This window comes from Bacillus sp. RO2, assembly GCF_012911845.1.
GTDB lineage: Bacteria > Bacillota > Bacilli > Bacillales > Bacillaceae_I > Sutcliffiella_A.
Map to the genome: position 1 here is coordinate 355,141 of NZ_JAAXCU010000057.1, position 15,715 is coordinate 370,855.

Consider the following 15,715-nt stretch of genomic DNA (forward strand, 5'->3'; position numbering starts at 1 on the left):
AGTGGATACGATGAAACGTAATTGGACGTTAATCTTAGGCAGTAGCTTTTTTCTTTTCTTAGTACTAATCACCCTAATAGGACCCTACCTGCCTTTTATAGACAATGTATTAGAAACAAAACGCATTATTTTCACGGACTCTGGAGTGGAAACGGCACCTTTTAAGCCTTCAGCAGATTTTCTATTAGGGTCTGATAAAGAGGGCAGGGATCTATTAAGCATCATAGTGGTCGGGGCAAGAGAAACTCTTGGGTTAATCTTGACCGTTGCCGCATTACGCTATGGAATAGCCATAATATTTGCAGTCCTGTCAGTAAATAAAAAGGGCCCATTTCATTGGGTCCTTCAAGGATGGAATCAAGTGTTTTCTGCCTTGCCGGTTATTTTTTCAGCTATCATTCTTTTGAGCTTACCTATCATCTTTTTCCATGAACACCGCCTCTTCTGGGCAATCGTAATATTGGCAGCGATTGAAGTGGGAAGGGTAGGTACAGTCTTGCAAAGTCACTTCCATATGATAAAAAAGACACCCTATGTGGAAGCGGGTATCACTGTCGGCGTATCTCCGCTCACTCTTTTTACAACGTATTATTTGCCAAATGCCTTGCCGGATTTGGTGGTTCAGTTTTTCCTTGATATGGGCAGGATTGCATTGTTGATTGGACAGCTTGGTATTTTTAGTATTTTTATTACTCAGCAGTTTGTTCAGTTAAGCTATGGTTCAGGTATTATTGAGAATACAAGTTTGAATTGGGCGACGATGCTTGGTCAAGCGAGAGGGGATTTGTTACGTGCGTTTTGGATCCCGTTTTTCCCAGCGCTAGCACTTGCTTTTACAGTTCTAACCTTTAATGTATTGGGAGAAGGCCTGCGCAAACACTTCCACCGGTTAGAAGTTTGATAAATTTATCTTCTAGCAGTTGATTGGAGCAAAAGGCGAAGACTCCTGAGGGAGATAGCGCTTGGTGGAGACCCCGCAGGCTTAGCCGAGGAGGCTCTCGTCAGCCCCTAGGAAAGCGAAGCCATTTGCGGAAATCAACTGCGGGTGTTTTTCAAACACTAATTTTTATATAATGTTTTGCTTGTCGAAAGTTCTCGACAGGCTTTTTTATATTCTTTAAAATAGGAGAAGTGTGCATTTACAATTGTTAGGGGTCAGGATATGAATAAAACAAGCATAAACAAAACGATTCCAGGAATATTACTCATCCTAGTCATTTCTCTAATCGCCAAACTACTCGGTGGATTTTTCCCGTCAATCGGTGGAGTACTATTCGCTCTATTAATTGGAATCATAATCCGTAACAGTTTTCAACTCAATGAAAAATACAATAAAGGAATATCGACAGTTGTGAAAAAATGGCTTAAGGTAGCGATTGTCCTTTTAGGTGCGACTTTAAGCTTTGGAAGTATCCTTGATAACGGCGCTCAATCTATTCTAGTGATCATACTAGTTGTTTCCGGAGGGATAGGAGTTACATTATTAGTAGGTAAACTGATGAAAATAGACAAAATGTTAGCCTTGTTGATTGGAGTCGGGACCAGCATATGTGGTGCAACAGCCATTTCCGTCGTCAAAGGGGTAGTACAGGCAAAGGAAGCCATCGTTGCTTATGCCATTTCCACCATCTTCTTCTTTAACATTTTGGCAACGTTTCTTTATCCTGTACTTGGCCAATGGCTTCAGTTATCTATTATTCAAATGGGGATTTGGGCAGGTACATCCATTCATGATACTTCATCTGTAGTTGCGGTAGGATATTTACTTGGTGATGAGGTAGGGGAAGTTGCTACAACCGTTAAACTTGTTCGTACCCTGTTTATCCTTCCTCTGGTACTCGCCATTTCATTTATTATGGTTCGCAGAAATGACAGTACACAAAGTTTGAAAGGGGCCTTTCCGGTTTTTATCTTCGGTTTTTTATTCATGAGCGGAATGTATTCAACCGGTATCATCACGGAAGCAATCAGTGGATACATGGGATCTATTGCGAAATTCTTGATTGTAATGGTCATGGCTGGGGTCGGTCTTCAGGTAAGGTGGAAGAACATTCGCAGTCTAGGACTGAAACCTTTTGTAGCTGGTTTTATAGCTTCTGTTTTTGTTGGTGTCACGAGTTTACTGTTCATTCTTTATCTTTTGTAACCTCCATTAAGAAATAGCGTCCTTTTTATCCATATAATCTGAGGTCTGTTCTAACAGTTTAGTTCTTAATGAAGCCAAGTAAAATGGAGAAATCATGGATGTAATGTCCTGCCAGGACTCCAGTGTTGGACGAAAAACAATCAGTTTAGACACTTGCATCGTACGTTTTCCTAAAAATAGTCGGTACTTGCGGCTATCTTTAGGCTCAGTTTCGTCTAAAAATTCAATAATGATACTGTCATCTAATTCAATAATGGGATGGACCACGGCAAAGGCTTGCACGACAATCACCTTTTCCTTTTTTAGTGTCCATCCTTTCCAATATTACTTCCTGCTATACATAGTGCATTCACTGCTATCATTCATACTATTGACGCAATTCTCTTAGAGAGGATAGTACGTCTTGGAATGCTTGTGTCGTTTTACTTGCAGCGAAATCTTGAAAAGGGTCACCAAGTTTTTTTAACCTTTCTTGTACAGTGAATATCGTGAATTCTTCTGGTCTCAAGCTTTCTTTGACTTCCCTCCAATACAAGGGTGTAGCAACTGTTGGCAAGTCATTCCCTCTAAGTGAATAAGGGGCAATGATTGTTTTGCCCTCAGCGTGCTGCACATAATCCACATATACTCTATTTCCTCTATGTTTTTTTAGACGTTCCACTGTAAAGAGAGTAGGTTCTTTGGAAACTAAGTAATTTGCAATGAACTCAGTGAATTGTCTGGTATCTTGATAGGTGAATTGTCCATCCGGTAAAGGGATGTATACTTGGAGCCCTTTTCTACCTGATGTTTTTATGAATGAGTGCAACCCGAGTTGATTGAAAACTTCCTTCATCATCAAAGCTCCTGTTACTGCGATGGAAAAATGCTCTTTAGAGGGAGGGTCCAAGTCAAAGACAATTTCACTCGGCTGACTTGTAAGAACGGTTTGAAATGGCACGTGAAATTCAAGTGCAAGTTGATTGCCAAGCCAAATCAAGGTTTCCATATTGTTGCATAAAATAAAGTTAATATCTTGATCAACATGAGTCTCTACAAATGAAGGGGCATATTCAGGGCAATTCTTCTGATAAAAACTTTCTCCAGACATACCATGCGGAAAGCGAATGACAGTCATAGCTCTGTCCTTTAGAAATGGAAGCATGTAAGGAGAGCAATGAGAAAGGAAGTCGATAAAGGCCTGTTTAGTCACCAACGGCTCTTCCCAAAGTGGCTTATCTGGGTTCGTTATGGTAACAGAATCAGGAAGTGTTGGTTTAAATAATGTTTCGGTGGAACACTCCTTCACCTCTACATCAAAGCGGAAACGACTAAATTCAGGGTGTCTTAATTGATTCTGATAAACTTCGAGATAAAATATCTCTACGCAAATACCTGGCTTAACATAAACAAACTTATCATCCTCTTTGTAACTGTTTTGCTTGATGACTTCAATTAGTGCAGATCTCTCCTCAGATGTTAGTCCATGAGAAAAAAGACCAATACCTTCCACTTCATCTCCTTTAAATACACCTACATGAAAGTAACCATTTTCCTTTTGATAAGCAGTGATGAAACATGTTACCGTTTTAAAATTTTTTACTTTAATCCAATTTGTTGTTCTTTTTCCTAAGGTGTATGTACTGTTAATTTTTTTGGCAATTAGTCCTTCACCATGCTCGAGTTTAATTTGCTCCCATAACTCCTCAGAGTTGTTTGAAAAAGGAACATACTGAAGTTTTGACACGTTATTCACAACTGGTGAAAGGGGTAACCCAGTCTGTTCAAAAAGATGTAGAAGTGTTTTCTTTCGTTCTGAAAATTTTTTGGGGATTTGAGTATCTCCTTCTAGTTCTAGTAAGTCAAAGGCTAAAAGTGTGGCTGGATGTTCGTGGGATAACTTGCTGATACTTTCCTTTGTTTTCGTTCTTCCTCGTTTTTGTATAATCTCAAAATTCGCCTTTCGCGGGGAAGTTAACACTACAAGTTCACAGTCTATAATGATGGGAAGCATTTTTTTCCAGGCATTAATAAGAGTTAAGTCTTTTAGAAAATGGACGATGTCTGGGAAGGAAGGGGAAAGGTCCGTTCCGCCTCTACTTTGGAGGATAACGTTATTGGTGTCTAAGGAAGCGATACATCGATATCCATCATACTTGACCTCATATACCCAGTCCTTCCCTTGCGGTGGGTTTTGATGAAGTGTCGGAAGCATCGGTTTAATCATTATAATAACTCCTTTCCTATCAAGAAAGTGCATGGTTCAGAAGAAAGCATCTAACTTATCAGCTAGATGCTTTCTTTTTTCTGGTTGTCCGCTTTTTGGGTTTGGAACTGGATGTTTTCTTTTCTGGAGTTTCAGCCTTTGTCTCCGTCTTTTTCTTTACGGGTTTCTCGCCCTGATCTTTCGTTCTTTCGATGCTTGCTTGTAATGCACTCATTAGGTCCACAACATTGGATTTATCTGAATCAGTAGGTGTCGTCGTTCCTTCTTCTTTATTTATTTTTTCTTGTACCAGTCTTAGCACTGCTTCTCTGTAGTCATCATGGTACTTTTCTGGGTCAAATTCAGTAGTTAACTGATCAATCAACGTAATGGCAGTATCGAGCTCTTTTTTATCTACATCTTTTCTTTCAGGTACACTAGGTACATCTGCCACATTCCGAACCTCATCGGGATAATGGACCGTTTCCATTACAAGACAATCCTTATAGACACGGACAATCGCAAGTTGTTGCTTGGATCGAATGGTAATTTCGGCAACTCCGATTTTCTTGGAATCCTCCAAGGCTTCTCTTAATAAGGAGTAGGCCTTACTGCCGTTCTCCCCTGGTCCTAAGAAGTATGAGCGGTTGAAGTAAATAGGGTCAATGTCTTCAAGCTTAACAAAATCAATGATTTTTACACTTTTGTCTTCATGTTCTTCTTTTAATTGTTTCAGCTCTTCATCGGATAAAATGACATATTTCCCTTTCACATACTCATAGCCTTTTACTAAGTCGTCTTGTTCCACTTCTTTTTCGCAATTTGGACAGACTTTCTCATATTTAATGGGGCTGTGGCATTCCTTATGCAATGTTCTTAGCTTTATGTCTTTGTCTTCTGTGGCAGAGTACATTTTTATCGGTATGTTGACCAATCCGAAGCTGATGGAACCTTTCCACATTGTGTGCATGCTATATCACCTAAATTATCTTAATATTTTGACAAAAGCACTATTCAGGTGCTCGATTGTAGTTTATCCTTATTGTAAAAGATGAGTATGATAATTATTGGAAAGGGTGTTTTGATATGAGTGGATACTTCTTTACTGGATTTCCAGGATTTATTTGCCAAGAACTGGTTCGTGAATTGTTATCAACAAAACAGAATGTCACCAATATTTTTTTATTAGTACTTCCAGCCCAAAAAAGTATGTCTGTGCCTATCATCCACACCTATCAACAACAATTCCCTTCAACAACGTTCCACCTTGTTGAAGGGGATATTACACAACCAAATTTAAATATGAATAAGGAAGACCAACAGCTTGTACAAGAAAAAACCAACTATGTTTATCATCTTGCAGCGATCTATGATTTAGCAGTAAAAAGAGAAATCGCCTTTCAAGTGAATGTCATCGGAACAAAACAAGTGCTTGAATGGGTAAAGAAATTGACGAATCTTAAGAGATTAATCTATTTCAGTACCGCCTATGTGTCTGGAAAAAGGGAAGGAAAGATTCGGGAAACGGAATTAATACATGAAGCTTCGTTTAAAAATCATTACGAGGAAACAAAATATTTAGCGGAAATATTAGTGGATAGGGAAAAAGAACAGCTACCAATCACGATAATTCGTCCAGGAATAGTAAAAGGGCATAGTCAAACCGGGGAAACAACCAAGTTCGATGGTCCTTATCTTATGTTAAACTTCCTTCATTCTCTTCGGTTTTTACCATTAATACCCCATTTGGGTAAAGGAGAAGCGGAGTTCAATGTTGTCCCAATTGATTATATTGTAAAAAGTACATGCTATCTGACCCATTCAGAGCGTGCTCAAGGTAAGACCCTACACTTAACCAACCCTGAGCCTATCTCAATAAGAGAAGCCTATACTGTTTTGATGGAGAAGTTTCTAAAAAAGGCACCAACAGGATCTATACCTCTTCCATTGGCAAAAACATTCCTGCGTGTTCCAACAGCAAGGAAATGGCTGAAAGTCGAACGCGAGGCCTTGGATTATTACACATGGAGAGGCAGCTTTGATTGTAGGGAAGCAAGAAGGATACTTGATGATGCTGATATAAATTGCCCATCATTCCATTTAACAGCTGATATGATGGTAAAGTACTATAACGAACATAAATATGACCAAATGAAACACATCCATATATCATAACAGAATTTGAATTTCGAAGGGACTATGAGGAGCAGTAGTCCCTTTTCTTATTAAAGTTAGAAATTTTAAATACCTGTTGATTTCCGTTCCATGCTCTTCGCTTGCCTGCTGCGTCTATGCACTTCCACTGAAATAAACAAGATTATTCCATTGTTTGAAGATATTAAAAAACCGAGTTTAACCCCAAAAAGCAGTAACCTTGCGTTCTTCTAATTTCCAGCTGTAGAATGGCGAAGCCGAGAAGGCTCCACCAGCTCCCCTAGGAAAGCGAAGCCATTTGCAGAAAGGATCAGTGGGTTAAACCATTCACCTAAAGTTTTTAGCATCCGAATCGAAAGAACTAATTGAAGAAAAATAGTAGGCATTTCGAAGTATTCTAAAATTATTTTTTGTTTCTCCCCCGAAAAGATTGAAACATTCACGTAACATTTAAGTGACTAGTCAATGATAATTGGCCAATGCGATAAAGGAGGACAAGGAATAACGCTAAAAACCGACTGAATGGATACTTAATAAACTTATTTTTTGGAAAAATAAAAACCTCTGAATATTTTGATAATGGAATAATGTTACTTATATTAACTTATTATTACAACCGGCCCCGGCTTAACAGGTTTTTACATTGACATTTTATAGATAAAAGTACACCTTATATATAGGACAGGTGACTTTTTCTATAGATGAAAAAGCCTCCTTCTTAATACATGCTTATGAAATCATTTATTTATATAATATGTTATAAGATAAGCAGGAGGAGAGGTGAAGCCGGTGCTGAGCCTACTTTTTAAATTCGGCAAACGACGCACAAAGACTCTTGAAGATGAAGTGCTGGAGATACAAGCTGGCAATGTTCAACTACAAAACAATCTGATTGATAAATATAAACCTTTTATCGCTAAAGCAGTGTCATCCGTGTGTAAAAGGTATATTAGTGAAACGGATGACGAATTCAGTATCGGATTGATAGCCTTTAATGAAGCGATAGAGAAATACTCCAAAGATAAAGGCAGCTCCTTGATTTCTTTTGCAGATCTGATCATTAAACGAAGGGTAATTGACTATATAAGAAAAGAGAGCAAAAACTTTACCGTTACAATGTCCGAGCAGGAAGTAGATCAAGACGATTATTCTTCTAACAAAATAGAAGCTACATTATCCGTAGAAGAATTCAATAAGCAGATCGATCAAGAACATCGAAGAGAAGAAATAAAGTATTATCAAACAGTGTTAAAGGATTTTGGCCTTAGCTTTGCAGATCTTTTGGAATGCTCACCTAAGCATTCTGATGCAAGACAAAATGCCATTGAGGTTGCACATACACTCGTACAAAACCAAGACTTAAAAAACCATTTGTTTGAAAAGAAAATGCTGCCAATGAAGCAGTTGGAAGGCTTGGTGGATGTGAGTAGGAAAACAATAGAACGCAACCGAAAATACATCATTGCCGTTTCCATTATATTATCGGGGGATTATATATATTTGAAAGATTATTTAAAAGGGGCGATTACGAGTGAAAAAAGGGATTGTGCTCGAAGTTCATGATGAACATGTCACCATTCTGACCCCTGAGGGTGAGTTTTTGAAGTCACGAAAACAAAAGGGGCAAGTAGATTTAGGAGAGGAAATCGTTTTTTTTCCTTTGCATAGGGCAGAGACCGCAAAAAAAGGGAAATTAGCCTTGGGCTTACGCGGAAAATGGGCTTTAATTAGTGTTATGACTGCCATTATTTTAGCTTTTTCTCTGTATCCTAAATATGCAAGTAACCAAGTGTATGCGTATGTCTCCGTTGATGTTAATCCAAGTATTGAACTAGGTATAAACAAAGATATGAAGGTTATCTCTATGGAAGCATATAATGAAGAGGGCGAGGATATTATCAACCAATTGAAAAATTGGGAGAAACAGGATATCACAAACGTGTCATCACAAATTTTTGATGTTTTTCGCCAAAAGGGCTTTTTATCTGAAAACAGTGAAGTACTTATAGCATCTGTTCTATCTCATGAAACTAATTCTGACTGGAAAACATTGATGCAGAATAAGATAACGACGATTTCGGAGAAAGTTCAAGAAGATAAGGTCAGTATTACGACATTAGAAACTACGATTGAAGAACGTTCGGATGCATTAAAAGAAGGTATTTCTCCGGGAAAATACATTCAAAAAGAACAAAAAACAGAGTTGGTGGATAGCGAAGATACGTCCAAGTCAGAATCTGCACCGACTATGCCACTGAACCAAAAACCACTTGAAATCAAGCATGCCAATGCACAAGAAGAGAAAAGTGGTCCGCCAAGCTTTGTAGAAATAAAGAAGAGCGAAAAAGAAGCGGATAAAAAAGAGCGTGAAGACAGGCAGGAACAGAAAAAAATAGAGAAAAAAGCTCGACAAGAGGATCGGAAGAAGGAACAAGAGGAACGGAAAATAGAGAGAGAACAAAAGCAAGAAGATAAGAAAGAAAAAAGGGAAGATGAAAGAGAAGAAAAGAAACAAGAGCGAGAGGAAAAGAAAGAAATAAGGAAAGAAAAGCAAGAAGATAGGAAAGAAAAGAGAGAAGAAGAACGAGAAGATAGGAAAGAAAAGCGAGAAGATAGGAAAGAAAAGAAAAGGGAAGAAAAAAAAGACGATAGGAAAAAAGAAAACAAGTGGAAAGACAACGATAACGATTAAGTACGCTTGTTCTTCATCACGATTATTATTTTAGTCTACATAAGAGGAACCCAGAGTAACTTACTCTGGGTTTTATCCATTCTTATTAAATTATTTTCCGTTAATTTGAGATTGTGCTTGTGCTACTAGGCGTTTAGTGATTTCTCCACCAACAGATCCATTGGAGCGTGCAGCAGTGTCAGAACCAAGAGATACACCAAATTCTTGAGCAATTTCATATTTAATTTGGTCAAGAGCTTGCTCGATTCCAGGTACGAGTAATTTATTGCTACGTGCCATTTTTATCACTCCTTTTTATGTTCAGCTTCCTATATGAAAGCTGTAAAATTAGTATGAGATATTCTTTCTAATCAATACTGGAAAGTATTAGACAAATACTGTAATATAAGTGGGGATTAGTTAACTTGATTAAGATTTATTTTTATTGTTATGTGAAAGGGCAATTATGACTACATTAAAAAATTCAGTAAGCAAGAAAGTAAATAATTTATCTCCTGCACAACTCATAGTTAGTTTTTACTTTATTGCTGTCGTTATTGCAGTAAGTCTGCTTAGTCTTCCTGTTGCAAGGTACGAGGGAGTCGATTGGAGTTTTATCAATGCGCTCTTTACCGCAGTCAGCGCAGTTAGCGTAACTGGCTTGACAGTATTAAATACAGTAGAGACGTTTACAGTACCGGGTATCTTTATCTTGGCGTTTGTTCTGCAATTCGGCGGTGTGGGGGTTATGGCAGTTGGTACCTTTATCTGGCTTATCTTAGGACGTAAAATAGGTCTAAAAGAGAGAAGGCTGATGATGATTGACCAAAATCAGTCGAATCTCTCAGGAATAGTAAAGCTGATAAAGCAGATTCTTTTTTTGATCCTCACTATTGAATTGCTTGGAGCACTTATTTTAGGTACCTATTTCTTATCTCATTTTGATACATGGCAAGAGGCGTATTTTCAAGGCTTCTTTGCGTCCGTAAGTGCGACGACTAATGGAGGGTTTGACATTACCGGCCAATCACTCATTCCATTTGCAAATGATTATTTCGTCCAATTCATTGTTATGATCTTAATTACTGCTGGTGCTATCGGTTTTCCGGTGTTGGTGGAAGTAAAAGAATTCATCATGCATAAAAATGGAAGGTTCCGCTTTTCTTTATTCACGAAAATTACATGCATCACCTTTGCTTGTTTAATTACTTTAGGTGCTCTTGCTATCATCATACTGGAATCAAACGCCTATTTCAAAGGGATGAGCTGGCATGAATCTTTATTTTATGCTTTATTCCAGTCTGTTACTACAAGAAGCGGAGGCCTTGCGACTATGGATGTCAGTGAATTTGGCCTTTCTACTCTTTTAGTAATGTGTGGGCTAATGTTCATTGGTGCATCGCCAAGTTCCGTTGGTGGAGGTATTAGGACCACCACATTTGCGTTAAACATTCTATTTTTATTTCATTTTGCCAGAGGGAATAAAAACATTAAAATCTTTGGAAGAGAAATTCATGAGGAAGATATAATAAAGTCGCTAGTAGTACTTTTGCTAGCCATATTAATATGTTCATCAGCTATCATCGTACTTAGCGTCACCGAAGAATTTGCGTTGATTCAAATCATATTTGAAGTCTGTTCAGCTTTCGGAACAACTGGACTTTCAATGGGGATCACCCCGGATTTGTCTACCATAGGTAAGTTTATCATTATTTGTTTAATGTTTATTGGAAGAGTCGGATTGCTAACATTCCTGTTCATTCTTGAAAGCAAACAAAAACCGCCGAACTATCATTACCCGGTAGAGAGAGTTATTATTGGTTGATCAATAAATGTTTTCTAAAGAGAGACCCTTTAAAGGTCTCTTTTTTCATAAATTTATTAAAAACTATTGCAATCGCTTTCAGGAACGTGTTATTCTTCAAGTAACAAATGAACCGAAACGTTTTGGGAGGAAGACCATGACGACTATAAAAGATATCGCTAGAGTAGCTGGTGTTTCTGTCACAACTGTTTCCAGAGCTTTAAATGGTTATAGTGATGTGAGCAATAAGACAAGACAAAGAATTGAGGAAGTAGCAAAGGAATTAAACTACAGTCCCAATACAGTTGCCAGAAGTCTTGTGATGAAGAAGTCAAAAACAATTGGGCTACTTGTTTCTGATATGAATAGAGAGGGAGTCAAGGATAACTTCACATTTGAAGTTCTTTGCGGAATTAATGAAGCTTCTGCTAATTCTGATTATGATCTTGTCCTTTTTAGTACTACCTCATCAAAACAAAGCCAAAAAACCTATACTCAGCTTTGCAGAGAACGTAGAGTAGATGGTGTGATATTGCAAGGGATAAAAACGGATGATCCATATCTGCAAGAGGTTGTTGAAAGTGACATCCCATGCGTTCTAGTGGATATCCCTAAGGAATCAGCAACAGTAGGCTATGTTACGACGGACAATGTAGAAGGTGCAAAAAAAGCAGTAACCCATTTGATTGAACGAGGCCATAAAAATATTGCCATGATAAACGGACATGAAAAGGCAGATGTAAGTATTCGACGATTAAAAGGATATATGGAAGTGCTGGCTAATGAGCAACTGACATTCAGACCAGAATGGATTAAAAATGGAGATTTTAAAGAAAAAGTAGCAGAAGAAGTTGCAGTGGAACTGTTGACGGAACATCCTGAGATCACAGCCGTTTTTTGTGCCAGTGATTTAATGGGACTAGGTGTATTAAGGGCAGTAAAGAGTATTGGAAAGAAAGTACCGGACGACATCGCGGTTATAGGCTATGACGATATTATGCTAGCCTCCTATTCTAATCCAAGTCTATCAACAATACGACAAGATAAGTTCAAATTAGGATTTGAAGCTGCAATCCTCCTTTTAGATATGCTGGAGGGAAAAGAGCAGTCTCATGCAAAAATTATTGATACAAAGCTTATTATAAGAGAATCAACAAAATAAGGCACTACAAGTGCTTTTTTACAAGTAAAAAATCCGAAACGTTTTGGAAAAAGTTCGGTTTTATTTTTAACTAATAACCAAAACGTTTCGGATACTTTAGACACCTTGGAGGTAGGACAATGGATTATAGAGTAATAAAAGAAAATGACTTGTTTTTACTTACAGATACAAATGGAAATATTCCTGAGCAACACCCTTACGGACTGGGGTTGTATACAAAAGATACACGTTTTTTGAGCAAGTTGGATCTAAAGATTAATGGCGAAGAACCTATTCTGCTACACTCTGATGCAGCAGAAAATTATAAGGCGACAATTCTTATGACCAATCCACATATGGAGAGGGATGGAAAACTAATTTTATGGAGAGAATCCGTCGAGATTAAACGCACACGTTTTATCTATAATGATGTATTCTACGAATCTCTGACATTGAAAAACTATTACCCTAAGAGTGTAAATTTCGATTTGAGCGTTCATATGGACGTGGACTTCGCTGATATGTTCATTGTTCGTGGCTTTCAAAATGGAGAAATTGGAAAAAGGGCTGGCCAAACAGTGGATGGGGAGACGATGACCTTCCACTATGATGGTGCAGATAATCTTTCAAGACGGACATACATTGAATGGGATAAGGATGCTCAATGCATTAATGGAGAAAAAGGAGAAGTTTTCTTTCAATTTAAGTTAGATCATGAAGAAGAACAGACTATCACTTTAAAGATACAACCGCAACATGGTGAAGAAAAGTCAGATGATATTCTTTCGGCTTCTGTTGCTTTAGAGAAATTGAAAGAATCCTATAATAGCTGGAATACCAACGTCACAAAAGTGAAAACGGATTGGCTTCCTTTACAACGCCTTATTGATCGGGGTCTTGGGGATTTGAGAGTATTATTGACAGACCTTGGATATGGTAAGTTTCCTGTTGCAGGGCTACCTTGGTTTGGGGTTCCTTTTGGAAGGGACAGTCTAATCGCAGCTCTCCAGATGCTTGCGTTCCAACCGGAAGTGGCAAAAGGTACTCTTTATACAATGGCTAGTAAACAGGGGACGAAAGTAGATCCTTGGAGGGATGAACAACCGGGAAAAATCATGCATGAGATTCGTTACGGGGAGCTTGCAACAACCGAGCAAATTCCATTTACACCTTACTACGGAACTATTGATGCAACACCATTATTCTTAATACTTCTATCAGAGTATGTTAAATGGACAGGGGACTTTAATGTAGTTGAGGACCTAAAAGCACACATAGAAGCTGCATTGACATGGATTGACCAGTATGGTGACCGCGACGGCGATTTGTTTGTAGAATATCATCAGGAGGCGAGCAAAGGAATTGCCAATCAAGGATGGAAGGATTCCGGAGATTCAATTGTTCACCGAAACGGAGATTACGCTGATACTCCTATAGCACTTTCGGAAGTTCAGGGATATGTATATCAAGCTAAGATGGGTATAGCATCGATTTATGACAAGCTTGGGGATTCCAATAGGGCAGCATTATTAAGGGAAGAAAGCCAGAAGCTGAAAAAGAAGTTTGATGAAGAATTCTGGATGGATGATGTCAATTTCTATGCGATTGCTTTGGATAAAAATAAACAACAAGTTGGAACAATTACTTCAAACCCAGGACATATTTTATTCTCTGAAATGCTCGATGAGGATAAGGCTACTGCGGTCATTGAGACGCTGGTTTCCCAAAAAATGTTCTCAGGTTTTGGAATTCGTACTATGGGCACAGGGGAAGCGGGTTATAACCCAATGAGTTACCATGACGGCAGTATTTGGCCGCATGATAACAGCATGGTGTTACTAGGAATGTCCAAAGTACAGAGGCAGGAAGCTGCCAACTTAGTGATTGAAGGGCTTATCGAGGCTGCCGCTCATTTTGAATATGATCGTCTTCCAGAATTATTCTGTGGATATGATAAGTCTGTTGGCAAAGCAGTTAAATATCCAGTTGCTTGTTCTCCGCAAGCATGGGCTGCGGGTACACCACTTGTATTTGTTCAAACTATCTTAGGTCTTTTCCCTGATGCTTTAGAAAAGAAAATCTCTATTTCTCCATTACTTCCAAAGGGAATGAATGAACTTGATGTAGAGAAGGTTAAAATTGGTGAAGGTTTTCTATCCCTTATAGCTAAAAAAAGTTCTGAAGGAAATGTGGAGCTAACAATTGTTGAAAATACTACAGGTTATGAAATCATTCAGAGTTAGGTTTTACAGAGGGAATATTCCTCTTGAAAAATGGCTGGGTCTCAGCAGTTGCTGTGAACTTGGTCCAAATAAATACACAAAACAGGAAGAGGGGATTTAAGATGAAAGCAAAAAAATGGTTGGCTTCAGTAGGTGTTTCTACGATGCTTATTGGTGGGTTATTGTCAGGTTGTAGCGGAGACAGCAGTGGTTCCTCAGAAAGCACCGGAGACAATGTAGAAATTACATTAGCCGGATGGGGTGGGAACCCATCTGAAACACGATTGCTGAAAGAGGCCTTGGATTCATTTGAAGAAAAACACCCCAATATCAAAGTTAAACATGAAGTTATTTCCGACCAGTATATGGATGTAATGAAGACGCGGTTAATTGGGGGAGAAGCACCCGATGTATTCTATTTAGATGCTTTTGAAGCTCCTGCTCTAATTGAAACTGGAGTACTTGAACCTCTTGATGAATATGTAACAGATGAGTTTGATGTGGAAGATTTTGAACAGCCGCTACTAGAAGCTTTCCAAAAGGATGGTGTAACTTACGGATTCCCTAAAGATTATTCCACTCTCGCCTTATTTTACAATAAGAAAATGTTTGAAGAAGCTGGGGTAGAGGTGCCAACTACATGGGATGAGCTTCGAGAAGTATCAAAGCAGCTGACAAAGGATGGCGTTGTAGGACTTGGTGTAGCTCCTGAACTTGCAAGAATGTATTATATAGCTGAATCTCTAGGTGGACAAGTTGTCAAGGACAATAAAGCAAACTTTGGAGATGAGAAAGTTATTGAAGCATTACAACCAATCATCGACCAACGAAATGAAGATAAAACTGCAGCACAAGCTTCAGATGTAGGAGCAAACTGGGGCGGTGAAATGTTTGGACAGGAAAAAGCGGCGATGGTAATTGAAGGTAACTGGGCAATTCCTTTCCTTGAGGATACATTCCCAAATGTTGAGTATGGTACAGCGGAAATTCCAACAGTAAATGGTGAAAAATCGACTATGGCTTATACCGTTTCCTATGTAATGAATGCAGCATCCGAGAAAAAAGAAGCCTCATGGAAACTGATTGAATATTTGACAGGTCCTGAAGGCATGGAGATCTGGACTTCAAAGGGATATGCATTGCCAACTAGAAAATCTGTTGCCGAGAAACTTGGATTTGATCAAGATGAGAAACGTGCAGCACTGGTGGCAGGTGCATCCTATGCTACTGTTTGGGCAAATGGAGTAAATCTTCCTACTATTATGAACAATTTTAATAACCAATTCGTTTCCGCTTTCCTTGGGCAGCGACCGCTCGATGAAGCATTGAAAGAAGCAGAGGAGCAAGCGAACAAAGAAATTGGAGAGTAATACTTCTTAAATGATGAAGGTT

Annotated in this window: 13 protein-coding genes; 9 read left to right on the top strand and 4 right to left on the bottom strand. The window is 38.6% G+C overall.

Annotated features, from left to right (window positions below):
* Nucleotides 1–10 precede the first annotated feature (10 nt).
* Complete coding sequence (locus tag HF078_RS20625) at nucleotides 11–901, top strand: ABC transporter permease (RefSeq protein ID WP_169292822.1); 891 nt, start codon at nucleotides 11–13, stop codon at nucleotides 899–901.
* A 261-nt stretch (nucleotides 902–1,162) separates the two neighbouring features.
* Entirely contained in the window at nucleotides 1,163–2,146 is a 984-nt protein-coding gene (locus tag HF078_RS20630; protein WP_169292823.1) for a YeiH family protein, read from the top strand.
* Between the two features lie 6 nt (nucleotides 2,147–2,152).
* On the opposite strand, the gene HF078_RS20635 is transcribed toward HF078_RS20630, so the two are convergent.
* The 3 genes from HF078_RS20635 to ku all read right to left on the bottom strand — a co-directional run bounded on the left by HF078_RS20635 (nucleotide 2,153) and on the right by ku (nucleotide 5,301).
* Nucleotides 2,153–2,437, bottom strand: coding sequence for a hypothetical protein (locus tag HF078_RS20635; protein WP_169292824.1), 285 nt, complete (start codon nucleotides 2,435–2,437; stop codon nucleotides 2,153–2,155).
* Nucleotides 2,438–2,513: 76 nt separating this feature from the next.
* A complete protein-coding gene (locus tag HF078_RS20640; RefSeq protein WP_169292825.1) occupies nucleotides 2,514–4,352 on the bottom strand; it encodes a DNA ligase D in 1,839 nt (612 codons plus the stop codon).
* A gap of 58 nt (nucleotides 4,353–4,410) precedes the next feature.
* The gene (gene ku / locus HF078_RS20645; protein ID WP_169292826.1) at nucleotides 4,411–5,301 is read right to left on the bottom strand and encodes a non-homologous end joining protein Ku; all 891 of its coding nucleotides are present in this window, start codon (nucleotides 5,299–5,301) and stop codon (nucleotides 4,411–4,413) included.
* Between the two features lie 116 nt (nucleotides 5,302–5,417).
* On the opposite strand from ku, the gene HF078_RS20650 reads away from it, so the two are divergent.
* The 3 genes from HF078_RS20650 to HF078_RS20660 all read left to right on the top strand — a co-directional run bounded on the left by HF078_RS20650 (nucleotide 5,418) and on the right by HF078_RS20660 (nucleotide 9,177).
* Nucleotides 5,418–6,506 carry an SDR family oxidoreductase gene (locus HF078_RS20650; RefSeq protein ID WP_169292827.1) on the top strand — a complete coding sequence of 363 codons (1,089 nt, stop codon included), beginning with the start codon at nucleotides 5,418–5,420 and terminating at the stop codon, nucleotides 6,504–6,506.
* A 759-nt stretch (nucleotides 6,507–7,265) separates the two neighbouring features.
* The gene (gene sigI, locus HF078_RS20655; RefSeq protein ID WP_169292828.1) at nucleotides 7,266–8,048 is read left to right on the top strand and encodes an RNA polymerase sigma factor SigI; all 783 of its coding nucleotides are present in this window, start codon (nucleotides 7,266–7,268) and stop codon (nucleotides 8,046–8,048) included.
* The gene (locus tag HF078_RS20660; RefSeq protein ID WP_169292829.1) at nucleotides 8,017–9,177 is read left to right on the top strand and encodes an anti-sigma-I factor RsgI family protein; all 1,161 of its coding nucleotides are present in this window, start codon (nucleotides 8,017–8,019) and stop codon (nucleotides 9,175–9,177) included. The genes sigI and HF078_RS20660 overlap by 32 nt, the downstream gene beginning before the upstream one ends.
* A gap of 90 nt (nucleotides 9,178–9,267) precedes the next feature.
* On the opposite strand, the gene HF078_RS20665 is transcribed toward HF078_RS20660, so the two are convergent.
* Nucleotides 9,268–9,456 carry an alpha/beta-type small acid-soluble spore protein gene (locus tag HF078_RS20665; RefSeq protein WP_148986895.1) on the bottom strand — a complete coding sequence of 63 codons (189 nt, stop codon included), beginning with the start codon at nucleotides 9,454–9,456 and terminating at the stop codon, nucleotides 9,268–9,270.
* Between the two features lie 166 nt (nucleotides 9,457–9,622).
* On the opposite strand from HF078_RS20665, the gene HF078_RS20670 reads away from it, so the two are divergent.
* The 4 genes from HF078_RS20670 (at nucleotide 9,623) to HF078_RS20685 (ending at nucleotide 15,693) form a co-directional block, all read left to right on the top strand.
* Entirely contained in the window at nucleotides 9,623–10,981 is a 1,359-nt protein-coding gene (locus HF078_RS20670) for a TrkH family potassium uptake protein (protein ID WP_169292830.1), read from the top strand.
* Nucleotides 10,982–11,117: 136 nt separating this feature from the next.
* Nucleotides 11,118–12,122 carry a LacI family DNA-binding transcriptional regulator gene (locus HF078_RS20675; RefSeq protein ID WP_169292831.1) on the top strand — a complete coding sequence of 335 codons (1,005 nt, stop codon included), beginning with the start codon at nucleotides 11,118–11,120 and terminating at the stop codon, nucleotides 12,120–12,122.
* Between the two features lie 119 nt (nucleotides 12,123–12,241).
* The gene (locus HF078_RS20680) at nucleotides 12,242–14,344 is read left to right on the top strand and encodes an amylo-alpha-1,6-glucosidase (RefSeq protein ID WP_169292832.1); all 2,103 of its coding nucleotides are present in this window, start codon (nucleotides 12,242–12,244) and stop codon (nucleotides 14,342–14,344) included.
* A 101-nt stretch (nucleotides 14,345–14,445) separates the two neighbouring features.
* Nucleotides 14,446–15,693 carry an ABC transporter substrate-binding protein gene (locus tag HF078_RS20685; protein ID WP_169292833.1) on the top strand — a complete coding sequence of 416 codons (1,248 nt, stop codon included), beginning with the start codon at nucleotides 14,446–14,448 and terminating at the stop codon, nucleotides 15,691–15,693.
* The last annotated feature ends 22 nt before the right edge of the window (nucleotides 15,694–15,715 follow it).

Excerpts from the sequence above, each read along its gene's own strand:
- HF078_RS20650 (WP_169292827.1), top strand. The coding sequence starts at position 5,418 with ATGAGTGGATACTTCTTTACTGGATTTCCAGGATTTATTTGCCAAGAA.
- HF078_RS20685 (WP_169292833.1), top strand. The coding sequence starts at position 14,446 with ATGAAAGCAAAAAAATGGTTGGCTTCAGTAGGTGTTTCTACGATGCTT.
- HF078_RS20675 (WP_169292831.1), top strand. The coding sequence starts at position 11,118 with ATGACGACTATAAAAGATATCGCTAGAGTAGCTGGTGTTTCTGTCACA.
- HF078_RS20670 (WP_169292830.1), top strand. The coding sequence starts at position 9,623 with ATGACTACATTAAAAAATTCAGTAAGCAAGAAAGTAAATAATTTATCT.
- HF078_RS20665 (WP_148986895.1), bottom strand. The coding sequence starts at position 9,456 with ATGGCACGTAGCAATAAATTACTCGTACCTGGAATCGAGCAAGCTCTT.
- ku (WP_169292826.1), bottom strand. The coding sequence starts at position 5,301 with ATGCACACAATGTGGAAAGGTTCCATCAGCTTCGGATTGGTCAACATA.
- HF078_RS20640 (WP_169292825.1), bottom strand. The coding sequence starts at position 4,352 with ATGATTAAACCGATGCTTCCGACACTTCATCAAAACCCACCGCAAGGG.
- HF078_RS20625 (WP_169292822.1), top strand. The coding sequence starts at position 11 with ATGAAACGTAATTGGACGTTAATCTTAGGCAGTAGCTTTTTTCTTTTC.
- HF078_RS20630 (WP_169292823.1), top strand. The coding sequence starts at position 1,163 with ATGAATAAAACAAGCATAAACAAAACGATTCCAGGAATATTACTCATC.
- HF078_RS20680 (WP_169292832.1), top strand. The coding sequence starts at position 12,242 with ATGGATTATAGAGTAATAAAAGAAAATGACTTGTTTTTACTTACAGAT.